The organism is Paenibacillus sp. J22R232 (genome assembly GCF_056269165.1).
In genome coordinates this window covers 229,268-248,957 of record NZ_JBWDNK010000009.1, presented here as the reverse complement: position 1 = coordinate 248,957, position 19,690 = coordinate 229,268, and the positions used below count along the sequence as shown (strand labels likewise).

At 48.8% G+C, this 19,690-nt stretch carries 8 protein-coding genes; 7 read left to right on the top strand and 1 reads right to left on the bottom strand.

Annotation, left to right across the window (positions count from 1 at the left end):
- Positions 1-980: 980 nt before the first annotated feature.
- Entirely contained in the window at positions 981-3,224 is a 2,244-nt protein-coding gene (locus tag AC0YN3_RS23565; RefSeq protein ID WP_475777392.1) for a helix-turn-helix domain-containing protein, read from the bottom strand.
- Between the two features lie 344 nt (positions 3,225-3,568).
- On the opposite strand from AC0YN3_RS23565, the gene AC0YN3_RS23560 reads away from it, so the two are divergent.
- From AC0YN3_RS23560 to AC0YN3_RS23530, 7 genes are all read left to right on the top strand, one after another.
- A complete protein-coding gene (locus AC0YN3_RS23560) occupies positions 3,569-5,584 on the top strand; it encodes a beta-galactosidase (RefSeq protein WP_475777391.1) in 2,016 nt (671 codons plus the stop codon).
- 258 nt (positions 5,585-5,842) lie between these two features.
- A complete protein-coding gene (locus AC0YN3_RS23555) occupies positions 5,843-6,766 on the top strand; it encodes an ABC transporter permease (protein WP_441946688.1) in 924 nt (307 codons plus the stop codon).
- Positions 6,767-6,813: 47 nt separating this feature from the next.
- Positions 6,814-7,707, top strand: coding sequence for a carbohydrate ABC transporter permease (locus AC0YN3_RS23550; protein ID WP_441946687.1), 894 nt, complete (start codon positions 6,814-6,816; stop codon positions 7,705-7,707).
- 66 nt (positions 7,708-7,773) lie between these two features.
- Entirely contained in the window at positions 7,774-9,375 is a 1,602-nt protein-coding gene (locus tag AC0YN3_RS23545; protein ID WP_475777402.1) for an extracellular solute-binding protein, read from the top strand.
- Positions 9,376-9,570: 195 nt separating this feature from the next.
- Positions 9,571-17,292 (top strand): immunoglobulin-like domain-containing protein, encoded by a 7,722-nt coding sequence (locus AC0YN3_RS23540; RefSeq protein ID WP_475777390.1) that lies wholly within the window; start codon positions 9,571-9,573, stop codon positions 17,290-17,292.
- 975 nt (positions 17,293-18,267) lie between these two features.
- Positions 18,268-18,399, top strand: a complete 132-nt coding sequence (locus AC0YN3_RS23535) for a hypothetical protein (protein WP_475777389.1) — start codon at positions 18,268-18,270, stop codon at positions 18,397-18,399.
- Positions 18,400-19,650: a molybdopterin-dependent oxidoreductase gene (locus AC0YN3_RS23530; protein WP_475777388.1), complete on the top strand. Its 1,251-nt coding sequence runs from the start codon at positions 18,400-18,402 to the stop codon at positions 19,648-19,650. It abuts the gene before it with no gap.
- The last annotated feature ends 40 nt before the right edge of the window (positions 19,651-19,690 follow it).

Below are 19,690 nucleotides of genomic sequence, written 5' to 3'. Positions count from 1 at the left end.
CATCTGTGTTTCTTCACTAACTCTTCTTCCTCCCATAACGGATCATCTCCCTTGTCTTAAGTTTAAATTATTGGATGGGAGGACTCCAGTTTAATTAGGGGGCCTAAGAGAAAGTGCAACGTAGCTTGGGTAGTCGAAAGGAAAAATTTCAGGCGGTCAGTCAAACTAAAAGAAACAGTTCAGTTGGGGAAGGTCAGAAGCAGCCAACCATTGCCAAGCAAGGCTCTGATTACGTAAACGACGAGTAGAGTGTACAAAGTGCAACGTAGCTTGGGTAATCAAAAGGGAAATTTAGGGCGCCCAAATAAGTAAAAGAAACAGTTCAGTTGGGGAAGGTCAGAAGCAACCAACCATTGCCAAGCAAGGCTCTGATTACGTAAACGGCGAATAGAGTGTACAAAGTGCAACGTAGCTTGGGTAGTCCAAAGGAAAAATTTCAGGCGGTCAGTCAAACTAAAAGAAACAGTTCAATTGGGGAAGGTCAGAAGCAACCAACCATTGCCAAGCAAGACTCTGATTACGTAAACGGCGAATAGAGTGTACAAAGTGCAACGTAGCTTGGGCAGTCGAAAGGAAAAATTTAAGGCAGTCAACTAAGCAAAAGAAACAGTTCAATTGGGGAAGGTCAGAAGCAACCAACCATTGCCAAGCAAGGCTCTGATTACTTAAACGACGAATAGAGTGTACAAAGTGCAACGTAGCTTGGGTAGTCGAAAGGAAAAATTTCAGGCGGTCAGGCAAACTAAAAGAAACAGTTCAGTTGGGGAAGGTAAGAAGCAACCAACCATTGCCAAGCAAGGCTTTGATTACTTAAACGACGAATAGAGTGTACAAAGGTGCAACGTAGCTTGGGTAATCGAAAAGAGGAAGCCCAGTCAAGCAACCGAACTTAAAAGAAACATATCAGCTGGGGAAGGCTAAACGCAGCCAACCATGCACTACCAAACAGGAGAGGTGCCATTAAGACGCCTCTCCTGGTTTTAGCCAAGCTTCATCTTACGATAGTCTGAAGGCGTTACGCCGAAGCTTTTTTTGAACATGCGATGGAAATAGGAGCTGCTGGTGTAGCCGCTTTTTACCGCGATGTCTACGATGGAGCAGTCGGTGTTCTCCAAGTATTCCTTGGCCCGCTCTAGCCGCACGCTATTGATGACGTCAACGATGGCTGCCAGAGTCTGCTGCTTATAGACACGGCTAAGATAGATGGAGGACATATCCATTTCATCGGCAATCCAGTTAAGGCTGAGATTCGGATTCGCATACTCTTGCTGAATAAGATCATTGATCCTGCGAATGAGGTCGCCTTGCTTTGTAGAGCGTTTCGTTGACAGCTTCGCCTGAATATCATCGAACAAGGAGAAAAAAACCTCGTTCAGCTCCTCTATCGTTTCGAAATGATCGGGCGACGGGATATGGATGCTAAGGCTGGCCTCAACGTCCAGGCTATTGTTCTTTTGAATCGTGAACAGGATATTGTTGACCGTCATCGTCAAATGCGAAATCGCAAGATGGACGACATGGATCGGAAAAGCGGCGGTTTCCTGCACGATTTCCGCGAACAGCTTTTTCGCCTCCGTCGTTTTGGAGGTCATTAAAGCGTCGGTCAGCTTTCGTTCTTTGTCTACCGGGAAATTATATTCCTTCGATTTCAACGCAATGATATCCTGAGCATCGATTAGAGAACCCAATCCGTAGAATAAACGGTGCTGCGAAGCCTCTTTGACTAGCTTATATAGAGTGGAGAGCTGCTGAGCTTGAAAGCCCTCCGGGCTATAGGTGACGGAAAGGCCGATCTTCAGAAAATCCAAGGAGGACTGCTGGATTTGGGTTAGCACTTCACGCAGCAGCGCATCGTCGGTCTCTTCGCCGTCATCCAGCCGATTCAACAGCATGATCACATAGTCGGCATCCATATCGACCGATTCCACCCTGTAATGCTTAAGGCCGATCTCCCAGCCAATGTTCATTACGGCAAATTTGTACACATGGAGATCGTCGCCGCGCGTTTCTTTCAATGCCGCAAGCTGATCGATACGCAGCATGACGACGCGATAGCGTGAATTGAAATCAAACGTAATGCCGCTTTGCAGCAACTTTTGCTGCTGGGAGCTCGTCTGAATGGATTGTGAGCCTTGAATCAGGCTGCGCAGCATATTTTGCCTAATGGTATAGGAGCTATTGCGCTTTTCCGTTTCAAGAATGTTCATTTTATTCATAATCTGATGAATAGGCCGATACAGCATACGCGAAAGCAGCCACGAGATGAGCAGGCCAATCACGAGAATAATGACTGCGATCATGATCGTCGTATTGCGGATGGAATAGATCGCTTTGGTAACCTGTTTATACGGCGTCACGCGTACGTACTGCCATTCCAGCGTATCCGGTGAGGTAAAGGAGATGAGCGATTTCTTGCCCTCGAATTCCGTAACCGCGTAGCCGGATGGCTTGTTCTTAATATGCTCCTTAATAAAAGCGGCATCCTTTTCGTTCAAAGGCTTGGAAAGAAGCGTATCGCCGGAGAGCATGCGATCCTGATTATCCAGTATATAAGATTTTCCTTCGGTATCGCTTTTGTTGGCGCCAATATCTTTGTTGATCCAAGCAGAAGAGATATTGATAATGACCGCGGAATTGATTTTTGGCGTTCGGCCAATGGCATCGTAGCCCAAATAAGTATAAGCCTTCGTTACCTGCTCCCCCGCTAAGCTGACGGTGGTGTAGGTCCGGGGAATAGGCGTGAACGGCCGGTATTGCTGGAATTGGTTCAAAATATCGAGAATGCCTTGATCGGCGAGCTCTTCCTTATTAAAGGTACCGCTTTCACCTTGCCGGCTCGCCGTATAGAATTGGCCGTTGGCTGAGTTATATACATAGATGGACTCGATGAATGGCATGGAGCTGAGATAGTTGTTCAGCTCGTTCATCGCTGCTGTTACGTCATAAATGTTCGGATCGTTATAGAACATAAGCTTGGAGACGCTGAACGTTCGATAGATCTGGAATGAAAGCGACTGTGCGCTCTCTGTCATGCTGATAACCTCTTTGCTCGTTTGGGTGAGGTTGCTGACATCGGATTGATAAGCCTTCTTCAGATCGATCTGCATATAAGTGAAGAAGTAAAACAAGGAGGACACTAATAAGGTAAGTACAATGCACAAGGTAATTGTGAACAGCAGCTTACTGTATAAATTCCCTTTGTTTTTCATTTGTACGGCTGGCATGCTGGTTCCCCCTCTATATGTAAGAAGCTTACAGGATTCATTTGTTCACTGATATTAGGTAAGCGCTTCCTTTTGTAGCACTTTAACAAAATGCAGCTCGCTAATCAATAGTATGAATATTTCACTCTGCATCCCGTTGATACATTCATCATTATAATCGCCATCTGTCTACGGGGGCAATGAAGCATATTAATCAAGGTGAATGAACCTGATTTTTGGGAAGTGAACAATCCGTACCGAAGTGAACATATTGGCGAAAGTCCGCTATTTTAGTGACAAATCGCCGCTTTTTCCGTTAGAATGTCACGGAATTCCACGCTAATCGCAGAGGAGACCGTGAAGAAATGATTAATACGAAGCTGAAACAAATCTGGTACGGAGGAGACTACAATCCAGATCAATGGCCGGAGGAGATCTGGCATGAAGATATGCGGTTATTTAAGGAAGCGGGAATTAATGTTGTCACGCTGCCTGTTTTTAGCTGGGCCAAGCTGCAGCCGTCAGAGGAGCAATTCCAATTCGATTGGCTCGATAAGCTGCTGGATTTGATTGCAGAGAATGGCATTTATGCATGCCTTGCTACATCGACCGCCGCACAGCCGGCATGGATGTCCCGTAAGTATGAGGACGTGCTGCCGGTAGACGTAGACGGCAGAAAACGGACGCATGGCGCTCGGACGAACTTTTGCCCGAACAGCAAAACCTACCGCCGTTTATCAAGCCAGCTTGCCCGCGTATTAGCCGAACGCTATAAAGACCATCCGGCTCTTCTTATTTGGCATATCAACAATGAATACGGCACGCACTGTTATTGCGGCAATTGCGCCGCGGAGTTCCGCCAATGGCTGAAGGTAAAATACGAGACGCTGGACAAGCTGAACAGCGAGTGGAACATGAGCTTCTGGGGGCATACGGTCTACGAATGGGAAGAGATCGTTCCGCCATCCAATCTGAACGGCGATAACCGTAATTTTCAACCCATGGCCATCGATTACAAAAGATTTATGTCCGACTCGATTCTCGGCTGCTACCAGGGCGAATACGCCGAATTAAAAGCGGTAACGCCGGAAATTCCGATTACGACGAACATATGGGGCTTATTTAACGGTCTGGATTTGAAAAAATGGGGAGAAGCGATGGATGTCGTCTCCTGGGACAGCTATCCGCAAATGAATGAACCGATGGGCAATGTGGCGATGCGCCATGATTTTATGCGCGGCTTGAAGGACGGCAAGCCTTTCATGCTGATGGAGCAGACGCCAAGCCAGCAAAATTGGCAGCCTTACAATAGCCTAAAGCGCCCTGGCGTGATGCGGCTGTGGAGCTACCAAGCGGTTGCGCATGGAGCCGATACAGTCATGTTCTTCCAGCTCCGCCGCTCCTTTGGGGCATGCGAGAAATACCATGGAGCGGTAATCGAGCATGTTGGGCATGAGGATACGCGGGTATTCCGGGAATGCGCTGCCCTGGGCAGAGAACTGGGCGAATTAGGCGACCGTTTGCTCGATTCTGAGGTTCACGCCGATGTAGCGCTGCTATTCGATATCGATACATGGAACGCGGTTGAAATAACGAGCGGGCCCAGCGTGGATTTGAACTACTTGGATCAGGCACAAAAGTACTATAAAGCGTTCTACGACCAAAACGTTGCCGTAGACGTAATCAGTCCGTTAAGCGACTTCTCCAGCTATAAAATACTCGTAGCTCCGGTGCTTTATATGCTCAAGCCGGGCGTAGCCGAGCGGATCGAGGCATTCGTGCAAAGCGGCGGCACCTTTATTACGACCTTCTTCAGCGGAATCGTCAATGAGAATGATTTAGTTACGCTTGGCGGTTATCCAGGCAAGCTTCGCAGCTTGCTCGGCCTGTGGGTCGAGGAGATTGATAGCCTGCTGCCTGACATGCGCAACAGCGTTAACGTTGGCGAGGCTTTCGGTCATGTAGCGGGCACTTACGAATGCGGCTTGCTCTGCGATCTGCTTCATTTGGAGGGAGCGAGGGCAATCGGCACGTACGGCACTGATTTCTATGCGGGAATGCCAGCGCTCACGGTTCATTCCTTCGGAGAAGGCGAAGCGTATTATGTGGCGACGGCTCCTGAGCAGAAGCTGCTGGGCGATCTCGTCCAAACCTTGTGTGAAAAGCATCGGATTGCCGCTCCTTTTCAAGCGGATGCAGGCGTTGAGCTCGCTCAGCGCGTCAAGGAAGACCAGGCGTATACGTTTGTTTTGAACCATAACAGCCATTCAGCGGCCATTTCACTCGGAAATACGGAGCATATAGACCTAATAACGAGCCGCAGGGTGAGCGGAAAGGTAGAAGTCGAAGCGCATGGCGTCATGATTCTACAAATTGCATAGCAAATGAAGTTGAAAACCACGCTTCCGCTAGTCTCGAATACCTATTCGAGCAGGCGGTCCCGTGGTTTTTTTATGCTGGAATCCCCATGAAATGGCCTGTTTATCCATAAAAGTTTAAATCGTTCACTGTGCATTTCGCTATTTCGTTCACTGACTTTGCATTCTTTCTCTTTCGCTCGAAACGCTGGGATCGTACAGTGAGAACAGACCAAACAACACTAAATAGAAACGAACGCTGTGAGAGGAGACATCATCTGTATGTTGAAAAAAAATGGACTGCTTAAGGAACTTGTGACGAACCGATTGCTCTTCCTTATGTTGCTGCCGGCGCTTATCTTCTTCCTAATTAACTCGTATGTACCCATGGTGGGCGTCTATTACGCCTTCACCCGATTCGACTTCAACACGAGCTTGTTCAACAGCCAATTCGTTGGACTCGACAATTTTAAGTTTTTATGGAAATCGGGGGTACTTGCAAGACTTACATTAAATACGGTCGGATATAACGTTGTGTTTATTCTACTCGGTAACGTACTGGCCATTGCGCTGGCGATCCTTCTAAGCGAGCTGCGTTTGCAGTGGTTTAAGAAGCTGACGCAATCGATCATGTTTCTTCCATACTTTGTATCCTTCGTTATTCTGAGCGTTATCGTATATAACGTCTTCAACTATGAGAGCGGATTCCTGAACTCAACATTGAAGTCATTCGGATATGAGAGCGTTGACGTATACAATACGCCTTGGGTGTGGATATTCCTTATTATCATCTTCTACCTATGGAAAAATATCGGCTACAGCATGGTTATCTACCTCGCTTCCATTACGGGCATCAGCGAAGAGTATTACGAGGCTGCCAAAATCGACGGCGCGAACATCTTCCAACGCATTTGGTACATTACCGTTCCGATGCTGAAGACGACCTTCGTTATGCTCCTGCTGTTCGCGCTCGGCAGCATTATGAAAGGCCAGTTCGATCTCTTCTATCAATTGATCGGTAATAACGGCGTTCTCTACAATACGACGGATATTCTGGATACGTACGTATATCGCTCACTCAAAGTTACGTTCGATATCGGCATGTCGACGGCAGCGGGACTTTACCAGTCGCTATTCGGCTTCGTGCTTATCATGACCGTCAATTACATCATTAAAAAAATCAACGACGAGTACGCCCTGTTCTAGACGAACGGAGCCATTCGCCAATAGCCAGCTTACAGTAGGAGGTTCCCATGAAAATCAAAGACGACAATTATATGAAGTGGTTTAGACTGATTGCTTTCGTAGTCATACTCATATCGACGGTAGCCTGCTTGTTCCCGTTCCTGCTTATCATCTCCGCTTCTTTCACGCAGAATGAGGCAATCATAAGAGATGGCTATCACCTGATTCCGACCGTATTCTCATTCGAGGGGTACGAGACGGTATTCCGTTTTCCGAAGCAGGTATTGACCGCTTATGGCGTTACGACGCTGACGACGGTAGTTGGTACGACGCTTGGCCTGTTCCTCATGACGATGGCGGGCTACGTCCTGCAGCGCAAAGATTTCAAATACCGGAATTTCTTCTCCTTTATGATTTATTTCACGACGCTGTTCGGCGGCGGGCTCGTGCCTTGGTACATTCTGATGACCAAGTACTTGAAGCTGACTGACAAGCTCGAGGTATTGATTCTACCGGGCCTGATGACGCCTTTCCTTATTATATTGATGAAAAACTTTATTCGCTCCGCGGTACCGGATGAGGTCATCGAATCCGCCAAAATCGACGGCGCCAACGATTTCACGATCTACAGCCGGATTGTCCTGCAGCTCTCCATGCCGGGCATTGCAACGGTAGGCTTGTTCCTAGCGCTGCATTATTGGAATGATTGGTTCACGTCCTCGCTGTTCATCAACGATACGACGAAGTACCAGCTGCAATATTACTTGTACAACGTCATTAACGCGATGAGCTTCGTGGCGCAAATGGGTTCGGGTACCGGGGTTTCATTGGGCGCCGATATGCCGACCGAATCGACGAAGATGGCGATGTCCATTATCGTTACGGGACCTATTCTGTTCCTGTATCCATTCGTACAACGTTATTTCGTAAAAGGATTGACGATTGGCGCGGTAAAAGGTTAGAACTGAACAAGGGAGCAGTCATTCCGCGTTTAGCTAACATAGATAAGTTCTAAATGAAAAGGGAGGATTCACATGACTAAGAAAGCATTAAAAGCGGTCACTATGTTTCTATCGATCATCGTGTTTATCACCGTACTAGCAGCTTGCGGATCAAACAACAATGGCAATAGCGCGGCTACGAACGCTCCAAAGGATGCAGAGGGCGCGACGAACGAAGGCACGACAAATGAAGGTGCCGAAAAACCGGGCATCGATACTTCTAAAAAAGTGGAATTGCAATTCTATATGCTTGGTGACGCTCCAAAAGACATCGCTTCTATTCAAGAGCAAGTAAACAAAATGGCTTTGGAAGATCTGAATGCAACGGTTAAGTTCAACTACACTTCTTGGACAGACTGGGATCAAAAATACAAGCTGCTTCTCGGTTCAGGCCAACAAGTTGACTTGATCTTTACTGCAGAATGGACGCAATACCAATCCTATGCCAAAAAAGGCGCTTTCCAGCCGCTTGATAAGCTACTTCCCGTAGCTGCGCCAGCCCTTAATTCTTATGTGCCTGCCGAAATGTGGGAAGCTGTCAAAATCGACGGCCAAATCTACACGGTTCCGGCAACATACAAAGAGTATGTAACAGACGGCTTCGTATGGCGTGAGGATCTTCGCGAGAAATACAACCTGCCGACTCCGGTTGATATCGCGACTTTCGAGCAATACTTGGATGGCATCAAGAAAAACGAGCCAACGGTAACGCCGCTTTCGATGAACTCTGATGTAAAAACAAACCTGATGGACCGTTTCAAAGGCATCGCAGGCACTCCAATCGGCGCGCTTCCTTACGGCGTTGGCGTGAACTACGCAACACCGAGCGAAGTAACCTCCTACTGGGGTTCAGACGAGCAAAAAGAGCATTTGACTGTATTGAAACGCTGGCAAGATAACGGCTACATGGTGAAAAACGTACTAGCCGTTAAGGATACCTTGCAAGATCAAGTTACTTCCGGCAAAGCAGCAGCAATCCTGGGCGACAACCCGACTCGTTTCAATGACATGGTTATCAAAATCCAATCGACTCACCCAGAATGGAAGCTTGGCTACCACCCATTCCCGAAAACAAACGGAATCGCAACACCGGTTCACCCGATCCACAACGGCTTCGCTATTCCAGCAAGCAGCAAAAACGCGGAGCGCGCACTTGCGTTCTACGAGAAAATGGTAACAGACAAACGTTATAACATGCTTACGCAATACGGCGTTGAAGGCAAAAACTATGAAGTGAAAGACGGCTACTACTCCATGATCGGCGATTCCAATTCCAACGGCTTCCCTCGCGAGGGCATGAACGGTTGGGCTTGGAGAAATCCAGAGTTCATGCTGTTCGACAAAAACTATGACGGCGTAAAAGCTATTTTCGAAGAGCTTGATAAAATCCAAGTACCGGACAAATTCACTGGATTCGCTGAAGATTACACGGCATACCAAGCAGAGAGAGCAGCTCTTGAGCAAGTGGAGAAGCAATACCTGTTCCCGCTTAACGCCGGTCTTGTGAAAAACGTTGAAGATGGCTTGGCCACTTTCATGGAAAAAGCAAACCAAGCAGGTCTTGAAAAAATTCAAGCCGAGTACAAAAAACAATGGCTTGCTTATGTAGAAACACAAGGAATTAAATAAGAAATGAAATACGGAATTAAATAAGAATCGAAATCCGGCTGTCTCTAAGGTAGTGTTCTACCCATGAGGCAGCCTTGATTTTAAAGACTTAAGATAGCGCTTACATTTTATCCAAATTTTTGAAAACGATAAAGGAGGAGGGAGACCTCCTTTTCCTAAGCGCTCCAATTCAATTGAATGGAGGAATACAGCCCGATGAAATCAGCTCCTGCAATTTCTAAATTATTGTTGGCCTTAATCATTGTTTTTTCTAGTGTGCTGCCTGCTGTTGCAGCTGCGGAAGAGCTGCCGACGGCTACCCCTTCGGCGGTCCTATTCGAGGATGATTTTCAAGATGGAAATACAGTAGGGTGGACGCTTAACAATACATCCATCCTCACTGTCGCAAATGACCCGGCTAATGCCAGCAACAAAATGCTGAACATCAGTGCCGGTGACGAGGCAATCGCATTGATTGATAACAGTCAAGGCAGCAGCTATGTGTATGAAGCAAAGGTCAAGAAGGTGGCGGCGGGGTCCTACCCGGGCATACTTGCACGCTACACCGACATCAATAATTATTACATGTTTCAACTAGGCGATGGCAGGTTCTCCCTTTCCAAGAAAGTAGGAGGGACGGTCACTACGCTTAATGAATATATCACGACGATCACAACAGGCCAGTGGTATACGATGCGCCTGGTCGTTGAGGGCAGTGTCATTAAAGCCTATGTGGATAATAAGCTGATCACTCAAATTACGGACACGTCTTTGGCCTCCGGGAAAGCGGGCTTTCGTTCCCGCTGGGATAAGTCGGGCTTAGATGACGTACAGCTTCGAAGCATCGCAACTCCCGTACCGGCTGGACCCGCTAATGTACAGGCAGCGGATGTAACGTCTACGGGCGCAACTTTGACTTGGGACAGCACGGGGAGCGGCGCGAATTACCGGGTATATCGCTCGACGCTCGCAGATTCAAATTTCGTGCAGGTTTACAGCGGTGCGGCAGCTACATACGCGGACACGAGTCTCGCATCTGGCGTGACTTACTATTACCGCGTGACGTCTGAAGTTGACAAGTATGAGGCGGTAGCCGCAACAGTGAAAGTGACGACGATTCTTGTGCTTCCGGCTTCACCGGATTTGCTGCCAGGCATTGTAGCGGCATATACGTTTGATGAAACGTCTGGAACGACGGCTTCTCCGACTGCCTCGAGCAGCAATCAAACGAAGGCTAATCTCGTGAATGGCGCAGCATGGACGGCGGGCCGGACAGGAGGCGCGGTTGATCTTGACGGGACGAATGACCATGTTACGCTTCCGAACGGCATTCTGAACGGCCTAAACGATATGACGATTACGACTTGGGTGAAGCAGGACACGCTCAAGAAATGGGGACGGGTTTTCGATATCGGCCTCGGCGTGAACAATTATATTTTCCTAACGGCAAGTACGGATGGCGACGCAAGCCGGTTTGTATTCAAAAACGGCGGCAGCGAGCAGTATGCAACGGTAAGCCCAGCTCAGCAGACGGCTAATGAATGGGTGCATTATGCGGTAACGCTATCGGGCAGCTCCGCAATTATGTATGTCAATGGCGTTGAGGTAGCACGCAACAACAGCGTTACGATCCGTCCGAAGGATCTCGGTAATACGACGCTGAATTATATTGGCCGATCGATGTTTAGCGCGGACCCTTATATGGATGCTAAAATCGATGACTTTTATGTGTTTAACCGTACGCTTGGACCGGCGGAGATTGCCTTGTTCACGGCTCCTGAAGATACTGCTAAGGTCGCTGCCGATAAGGCTGCTTTGACGCTTGGCGACATTAGCGGAGTGATGGCTGATCTCAAGCTGCCCGCTCAAGGAGCAAGCGGCTCGAAGATTACTTGGGAAACGGAAGATGCGGCGATAATTAGCGCAAGCGGGGCTGTGACTCGTCCAGTGCTTGGTGAGCCGGACGTTGCGGTGGAACTGACTGCAACCATTAAACGAGGCAATGCTACGGAAACGAAAACGTTTCATGTGACTGTACTCGCGCAATTGTCGGATGCGGATGCGGTAGCATCTGACAAATCGGCGCTTGTGCTGCCGGATATGAATGCGGTAACGGCTAAGCTGACGCTGCCGAAAGCAGGTGCGAATCAAACGGTAATCAGCTGGAAGTCTGATTCCCCAGTCCATTTAAGACCGGATGGCATGGTAAGCCGTCCATCTAACGGCAATGGCGATTTGGCGGTCTCGCTGACTGCGACAATTACAAGGGGAACGGTAACGGAAACGAAAGCCTTCCCGGTGACCATACTGGAACAGGACTTGTTCAGCGGTTATCTGTTTGCTTTCAAGAAAAGCGACGACACGACGCATGTGGCGGTTAGCCGCAACGGCAGAACGTGGACAGAGCTTGCAGGCAATACGGACATTTCGGGTATTGCAGAGCAGAAAATCTTTAAGCTGCTATCTGAGGACAAATGGTACAAATACGAGTATGCCAATGATTTATGGACGCTCTATTCCAGTGCAAACGAAACGAGCGGCTGGGCGAAGGAGTCGGCAAGCGTAACGCTGCCTGCCGGTGCGCTCTTGGGTAATTTTAAGCCGATTTCAGAATCCGAGTGGATACAATATGTGAACGGCCAATCTACGCCGAGAACGCTTGAAGTGTTGAAGGTGTCGACTAGAGTCGGATTCGAGCCAAGATTGCCGGAGCAAGTAAAGATTGATTACACCAACAATCTTTACGTCACTGCAGAAGTGGAGTGGGATGCCGTTGATTCAGCTAAATATGCGGCTGTAGGCAGCTTTGCCGCGGCAGGCACGGTGAAGGGTGCAAGTACCCGCGTGCAGGCTGCCGTAACGGTTATTAACGACAGCGCCTATAGCGACACGATTCGCAATGGCGAGTTCTGGTATGACGACGAAGGCGGCATGATTCAAGCGCATGGCGGCCATATCATTAAAGTAGAAGATACGTACTACTGGTTCGGGGAAGATAAAGGCCATAATTCAGCGGTGCTGAAGGGTGTGTCCATCTACGCCTCCAAAGATTTGAAATCATGGGAGTATCGGAATACGGTGCTTACGCCGCTTGATCACCCGGAGCTTGCTTCCGCGAAGATCGAGCGTCCAAAGATTCTGTATAATGCGGCAACCGGCAAATACGTCCTGTGGGGACACTGGGAAGAATCAGGAAACTACAACCAAGCGAACGTGATCGTAGCGGAATCCGATACGGTTGATGGCGACTACACGTACGTAAATCGTTTTCAGCCTGGCGGCATGCAGTCCAGAGACTTTACGGTTTTTCAGGACGATGACGGTCAAGCTTACTTATTTTCTTCTTCTAATAACAACGCGGACATGAATATATTCCGGCTTACGGATGACTATCTGTACGTAGATGAGTTTCTGTATACGGCATTCCCAGGCGGGAAGCGGGAATCGCCTGCGATCGTGAAGAAGGACGGCATCTACTACATGTTTACGTCCGGCTTGTCCGGCTGGTACCCGAACCAAGGCATGTATGCGACAACGACTAATTTGGCTGATAAAAACGGCTGGTCTTCGCTCAAGAAATTCGGCGACCCGGCGACGTATTACACGCAATCCTCTTTTATCGTCAGCGTGTACGGCTCAGATACGACCTCCTATGTTTATGTAGGAGATCGCTGGACACCAACCGCGCTGCGGGAATCCCAGTACATTTGGCTTCCGCTCCAGCTCGATAAAGGCCTTGCGGAGCTGACCTACTCGGGAGAATGGAATTTGAATGCGGCTACGGGCCACTTCGAGACGCCTAAGGATTTGCTTGTATCGCAAGGCAAGCCGGCAGTAGCGAGCACTTCTGTATCAGGTTTCGGGGCGAACTTAGCCAACGATGGCAATTATAGCTCGATGTTTGATTGGGGAACGACTTCTGCTACAAACCCGCCAACTTACACATGGGAGGTTGATCTTGGCCGCGAGTATGATCTCAGCCGTATCGATTTGAGCTGGAATGAATATAACGGCTCGGAGGTTTACTATCAATACAAAATTGAAGGCAAGAAGCTAAGCACCGATGCCAGCTACAGCATGCTCATGGATCAGACGGCAAACACGACGCCTTCCTTCAATACCCATAAGCTTTCAGGCAGCTATCGTTATGTGAAATTAACGGTTACAGGTGAAAAGGGACATACAAACAATGCAGGCAATACCGTGACCTGGTACAGAGGGCTGTACGAAGTGAAAATTTACAGCTCGAACATGGAACTGGATACGCCGACAGGCCTAACGGCAAAGGCGGTACAAACCTCAGCGGATACGACGAGCATCCAAGTAGGCTGGAGCAGCGTGCCGAACGCAGCCACCTATAGGGTGTACCGTTCAGACAGCCTAGGCGGAGACTACACGCCAATTCATTCGGGCAGCTCCGCCTCTTACGAGGATGTTGGGCTTGCATCCGGCAAGACGTATTACTATAAAGTGAAGGCGGTCCATGCGGGCGGCGAATCCGGGTTGTCGGCGGCAGTCAGCGCCAAAACCTTTGTCGTGCCTGCCGCATCGATTATTTTCGACAACCGCAATAACATTTGGCATGATACGGACGGCAACGTGATGCCGATCGGAAGCTATCTCAAAGCAGGGGATATTTGGTACTACTATACGACGATCGGCGACGGCATGCGTTTCACGGACATGATCGTCTATAAGTCGAATGACTTTAAGAATTGGACGCTGCAAGAAGAGGTGCTCTTGAACGACGAATCACATGAGGAGCTGGCAGCAAGCAAGCTGGAAGCGTTGAGTGTGATTTATAACAAGGAAACCGGCAAATACGTGGCATGGTTCCATTACGAGAACGCGGTTGATTACACGGTAGCGAGAGTAGCTGCGGCTGTATCGGACTCGCCGACAGGGCCTTTCGTATTCCAAGGCAGCTTCCGGCCGCTCGGCAATGATTCGCGTGATCTAACGACGTTTGTAGACGAGGATGGATCAGCTTACCTGATCTCTTCAACGAATACGAACTCGGACCTTAACATGTATAAGCTAAGCAGCGACTACTTGACCGTAGATGAAACGGCAGGAGCGATTAAGGTTTATACGGGCAAGCACCGCGAGGCGCCTTCCTTGGTGAAGCATGAAGGCGTATACTTCCTGTTCTCCTCCGGAGCGGCAGGCTGGAAGCCTACGCAAGGCACGTATTCTACCGCGACTTCGATGACAGGGCCATGGAGCGAGCCGCAAAAGATCGGCAATGCTTCGACTTTCGGCGGTCAATCGGGTGCCGTGCTTACGATGCAGGGCACGGAAGCAACCTCGTATATTATGATGTCGAATCAATGGAAGCCTGCCGACCTGAAGACGTCGAAGCGGGTATGGCTGCCAATTAGCTTTAATGGATTGACAGCATCCTATGATTATTCCGATTTCATTACGGTTGATCCAAGTACGGGCATCGTATCGGCACGGACGGATGGACAGCTCTTGTCCGCAGGCAAACCGGCTACAGCGAGCGATTGGAGCGGTGCGAACCGCCCACAATTCGCCAATGACGGCGACTATACGACGATTTGGGTCAGCGAAAGCAACACTTGGCCGAAATGGTGGCAGGTTGATTTGGGCCAAGAGTACAGTCTAAGCAGCATCCAAATTTCTTGGTTTTTGTACAATGGCTCCGAGGCTTATCACAAGTACAAGATTGAGACGAGCCTAGACGGTATTCATTACGCAACAGCTTTGGATCAAATGGACAATACAAGATACGGCTTCACATCTGACAGCCTTACGGGTACGGCAAGATATGTAAGGGTGCAGCTTGTCGATGCAGTTCTAGTCAACAATCCGAGCAACTGGTACACGCCTCAGCTTGGCGAAGTAAAAGTGTATGGCCACGCCATGGATGCGCCTGTTCAGCTTAATGTAGCCGAAGCGTCAGCGAGCCAGGTAAAGATTTCGTGGAGAGCAATTCCGCTTGCGTTGGGCTACAATGTATATCGTTCGGACTCTATTGACGGTAGCTATGTAAAAGTGAATAGCGCTGCTATTGTAGAGAATGTCTACACGGATGCTAACCTGACAGCAGATACGAACTATTACTATAAGGTAACGGCAATCTATGATAACAAGGAATCTGCACAGTCGTCGGCACTGCAAGCAACAACGCTGGAATTGCCGGCAGGCGTTCCAAGCGGCTTGCAATTGGATGACGTAACAACAAATTTAGCAAAATTGTCTTGGCAAGCAGCGGATAACACGGGAACATTTAATGTATACCGTTCGAACCAAATCGATGGTGTGTATGCGAAAGTTAATGAGGATGATGTAGTAGGCACATCCTACACGGACACAGAGCTGAGCGCTGATACAACGTATTATTACAAAGTATCGATAGTAAGCAATGCGGTCGAGTCGGAACTTTCTTCTGCTCTAGAGGCGAAGACGAAAGCGGTAGATCCTACGCCGACACCGACAGCAACACCAACTGCGACACCAGATCCAACGCCATCGGCGACACCGGAAACGACGCCATCGGCGACACCGGAAACGACGCCAACGGAGACACCGGAAACGACGCCATCGGCAACGCCGGAGACGACGCCATCGGCAACGCCGGAAACGACACCAACGGCAACGCCGGAAACGAAGCCAACGGCGACGCCGGAGACGACGCCATCGGCAACGCCGGAAACGACACCAACGGCGACACCGGAAACGACGCCAACGGCGACGCCGGTTTCTACTCCTCCAAACGGAAGTGGAAGCAACACAAATAACAATTCCGTTATCGCAACTAACGGAAGCATCGCAGTGAAAACATCCGTTGATGGAAATGGCGTTCTGAATGCACAAATCACGGACGCTGATCTGAAGAAGGCAATTGAAACAAACACAAGCAATACACTGCAAATTAAAGTGGAAGCAATCAATAACAGCACTGCAGGCGGTCTTAAAGTAACCATTCCTGTTGATCAATTGCTTAATGCTAATCAAACCGTGAAGCAAGTTGCGGTGAGCTCGGCTGACGTGACTGTTTATTTTGGCACAGATGCGGCATCGGGTATTCTTACTGCAGATTCTCAATTGGTTGAGGTTGTGATTCATAACGTGAAAACGGAGGACCTTCCAGAAAGCGTAAAAGCACAGATTAATGGTCATCCGGTATATGATTTCACGTTAACGGTAGACGGGAAAGCGGTTAGTGAATTTAATGCGAGCGAGCCGATTACCGTCGAAATGAAGTACACGCTCCAAGCAGGCGAGAAAGCTCATCAGATCGTTATTTATTACATTGGCGCTGATGGCCAGCTTGAGGTTTTACGAAATGCGAAGTTTAATGAAGCAACGGGGATGATTAGCTTTAAACCTAAGCATTTCAGCCGTTATGCGGCAGCTCATGCAGGAGTAGCTTTTAATGATCTATCGAAAGCGCCTTGGGCACAATCGATGATCGAGGCGCTGGCTGCAAGAGAAGTTGTTCGCGGAACAGGCAATGGCAGCTTTGAACCAACTAGAGATGTGACTAGAGCAGAATTCGTACAGCAATTGCTTGGATCGCTGGGTCTTATTGATGAGCAGGCAAGCAGCAGCTTTAAGGATGTGACAGAAGGCGCATGGTACTATGCAGCTGTCGCTTCCGCCGAGAAGCTTGGAATCGTAAAAGGCAAAGCGAACGGCTCCTTTGGTGGAGGCGAGTCCATCACAAGAGAAGACATGGCAGTCATGCTCTCCCGTGCAGCTGTAATTGCGGGCATTAGCATTGACGAACAAGGCGCGGCTTCGCAAGCTTTTAAGGATCAATCGGCTATCGCTGCTTATGCAGCAGGAGCAGTGAGCGCAATGCAGGAGGCCGGATTTATCAACGGCTTCACGGACGGAAGCTATCAGCCAAAGCAGCACACCACGCGAGCGCAGGCTGCATCCGTTATTTTCAAATTGCTGAAGCTTTAATAGTTGGATTTAGGGAAAGGCAGATCATCCTCGATGAGGGTGATCTGTTTTTTTATTTTTGACGTGTTAGTAGGTGTGTGTGGGGAGTAGACGGAGTGTGATGTTGGGGTGCATATGCGCCACAGTTTGTGCAGGATGTAGACGCTATAGCCTGTGGGCACAGGGCTGCGTTGCGGTTTGTGCAGGGTGAAGGTGATATAGTCAGTGGGCTTGTGGGGCTACGTTGTATTTGTTGAGGTAATGATGCTATTGCCTGTGGGCCATTGGTTACGTTGCAGTTTGTGCAATGTAAAGATGCTATTGCCTGAGAGTACTGGCTGCGTTGCAGTTAGTGATATGTAAAGATGTTAATGCCTGAGAGTACTGGCTGCGTTGCAGTTAGTGATGTGTAAAGATGCTATAGCCTGTGGGCACTGGATACGTTGCAGTTTGTGCAATGTAAAGATGTAATTACATCTTTAAGTAGGGCTACGCTGTAGAAAATGCAACAGAATGAGCGGAAATGGTGGTTATGCTCCAGTAGTCTCTTCGTTCTATTGCAGAAACTACAACGTAGAACCTGAGATACCTACTAATAGCGGATTCTATTGTATAAAGTGCAATGTAGCTGAAGTAAGTTGAAGCAGACAGGTGAGCGATTCTAATGACAGTATGAAGAAGAGGCGTTGGTGATAGTAGAGGAGTGTTTGAAGGTACGGGAGTGGATGAAGGTACAGGAGTCGTATCTATGTCCGATCGACGCTATAATAGAAGAAAAGAATGAAAACTGCTGGCATTAAGATCGTTAATAGGAGTTGGAACCGAATAAAGGTTGCGAAAAATACGTCGCAGTTGAAATAGCATTTGTGTAGAACGTACCACGCAGTTACAACTAATACGTAAGAAGAAAAGAAGAAAAGAAGAAAAGAAGAAAAGAAGAAAAGAAGAAAAGAAGAAAAGGAAAAGAAAGAAAGAAAGAAGAAAAAGAAGAAAAGAATGAAAAGAAAAAAGAAGAAAAAGAAAGCAAAGAAAAAGAAAGTAAAGAGAAGAAAAGAAAAGAAAAGAAAAGAAAAGAAAAGAAAGCAAAGAAATGAAAAGAATGAAAAGACAAAAAAGGAGATGGCCTGAATGAGCGGACTGATTGAGCGATTGCGCAAGGGCTACGGGAAAAAGCTCGTTTCGCTGCATGCTTGGAATGGCTGGATTGTTGTGATTTTAGCGCTGACCGGACTTATTCTTATTGGCGGTTTTTGGCGTGGCTTTCTGGGCGAAGGTCGAGTCTGGATCAAATGGGCGCATATCGTTGTCGGGATCGCGTCGATTCTGCCCGTCGTCTATTACCTGCTTCTCGCGGGCAAGCATTGGAAGCAGCTGAAGCAAAAGCCGTGGCAGCGGTTCAATGTGCTTGTTGTGCTCGGGCTGTTGCTTGGCTGGTTCGGTTCCGGCGTGCTGCTGTGGCAGTTTAAGGCGGTTGGTCCTGCTATATCCAATGTTGCGCTTACGGTACATGATTTGTTGACGTGGATCGGGCTGCCTTACATCATTTACCACTCCATTACGCGGGTCAAATGGCTGAAGGAGCCGAATCGACGCACGATCAAGGATGAGCGGAAGGAAGCGGAGTCAGGTTCCTTGCACCCAGCAGCAGGCTCGCCGCAGGCCGTCTATACGCGAAAAGCGTTCATACGCGGCGCGATCGGGCTCGGCCTTGCCGTGACGGTCGGACCCTCCTTCTTAAAATGGCTCGGCACCTCGCTTGGCAGCGTGGGCGGGAGCCAGACGATTGACAAGCTGATCGAGAACGATGCCAATGCGCTCATTCCGGCACCTCAGCCGCTCCCTGCATCGGCTCCTCCGATTGGAGGCGGTGCGATTGGGCAGTTCCGGGTGTACACGGTCACGCCGATTCCTTCTTTTACGAATGCAGATTGGTCGTTCAAGATCGATGGGCTCGTCAACCAATCTTTTCAATGGGACTGGGAGAAGTTCGTGGCGCTGAAGCGGACGGTTCAAGTGAGTGATTTTCACTGTGTGACGGGCTGGTCGGTATACAAAAACACGTGGGAGGGCATCCCGCTCAAGGAGCTTCTGAAATTAGCAGGCGTGAAGTCGGGAGCGGAGACGGTGAAGTTTTATTCGGGGGATGGTGTGTACACGGACACCCTTACGCTTGAACAAGCCGATATGGATGATGTCATCGTAGCGGTCATGCACGACGGAAAGCCGATTCCAAGCGATCTGGGCGGACCTGTTCGTTTGGTTGTGCCAAAAATGTATGCGTACAAGTCGGTAAAATGGCTGAATCGTATTGAGCTAATCAAGGGTGAGCATGTGGGCTATTGGGAGGCTCGCGGGTACTCAAACGACGCGTGGGTGTAGTTATCTTTTTGACAATAACTATGTATTCCTACCTATATTC

Bases quoted from the DNA above. Each gene is read 5' to 3' on its own strand.
- AC0YN3_RS23565 (WP_475777392.1), bottom strand. From the start codon at position 3,224: ATGCCAGCCGTACAAATGAAAAACAAAGGGAATTTATACAGTAAGCTG.
- AC0YN3_RS23560 (WP_475777391.1), top strand. From the start codon at position 3,569: ATGATTAATACGAAGCTGAAACAAATCTGGTACGGAGGAGACTACAAT.
- AC0YN3_RS23555 (WP_441946688.1), top strand. From the start codon at position 5,843: ATGTTGAAAAAAAATGGACTGCTTAAGGAACTTGTGACGAACCGATTG.
- AC0YN3_RS23550 (WP_441946687.1), top strand. From the start codon at position 6,814: ATGAAAATCAAAGACGACAATTATATGAAGTGGTTTAGACTGATTGCT.
- AC0YN3_RS23540 (WP_475777390.1), top strand. From the start codon at position 9,571: ATGAAATCAGCTCCTGCAATTTCTAAATTATTGTTGGCCTTAATCATT.
- AC0YN3_RS23535 (WP_475777389.1), top strand. From the start codon at position 18,268: ATGAAAAGAAAAAAGAAGAAAAAGAAAGCAAAGAAAAAGAAAGTAAAG.
- AC0YN3_RS23530 (WP_475777388.1), top strand. From the start codon at position 18,400: ATGAGCGGACTGATTGAGCGATTGCGCAAGGGCTACGGGAAAAAGCTC.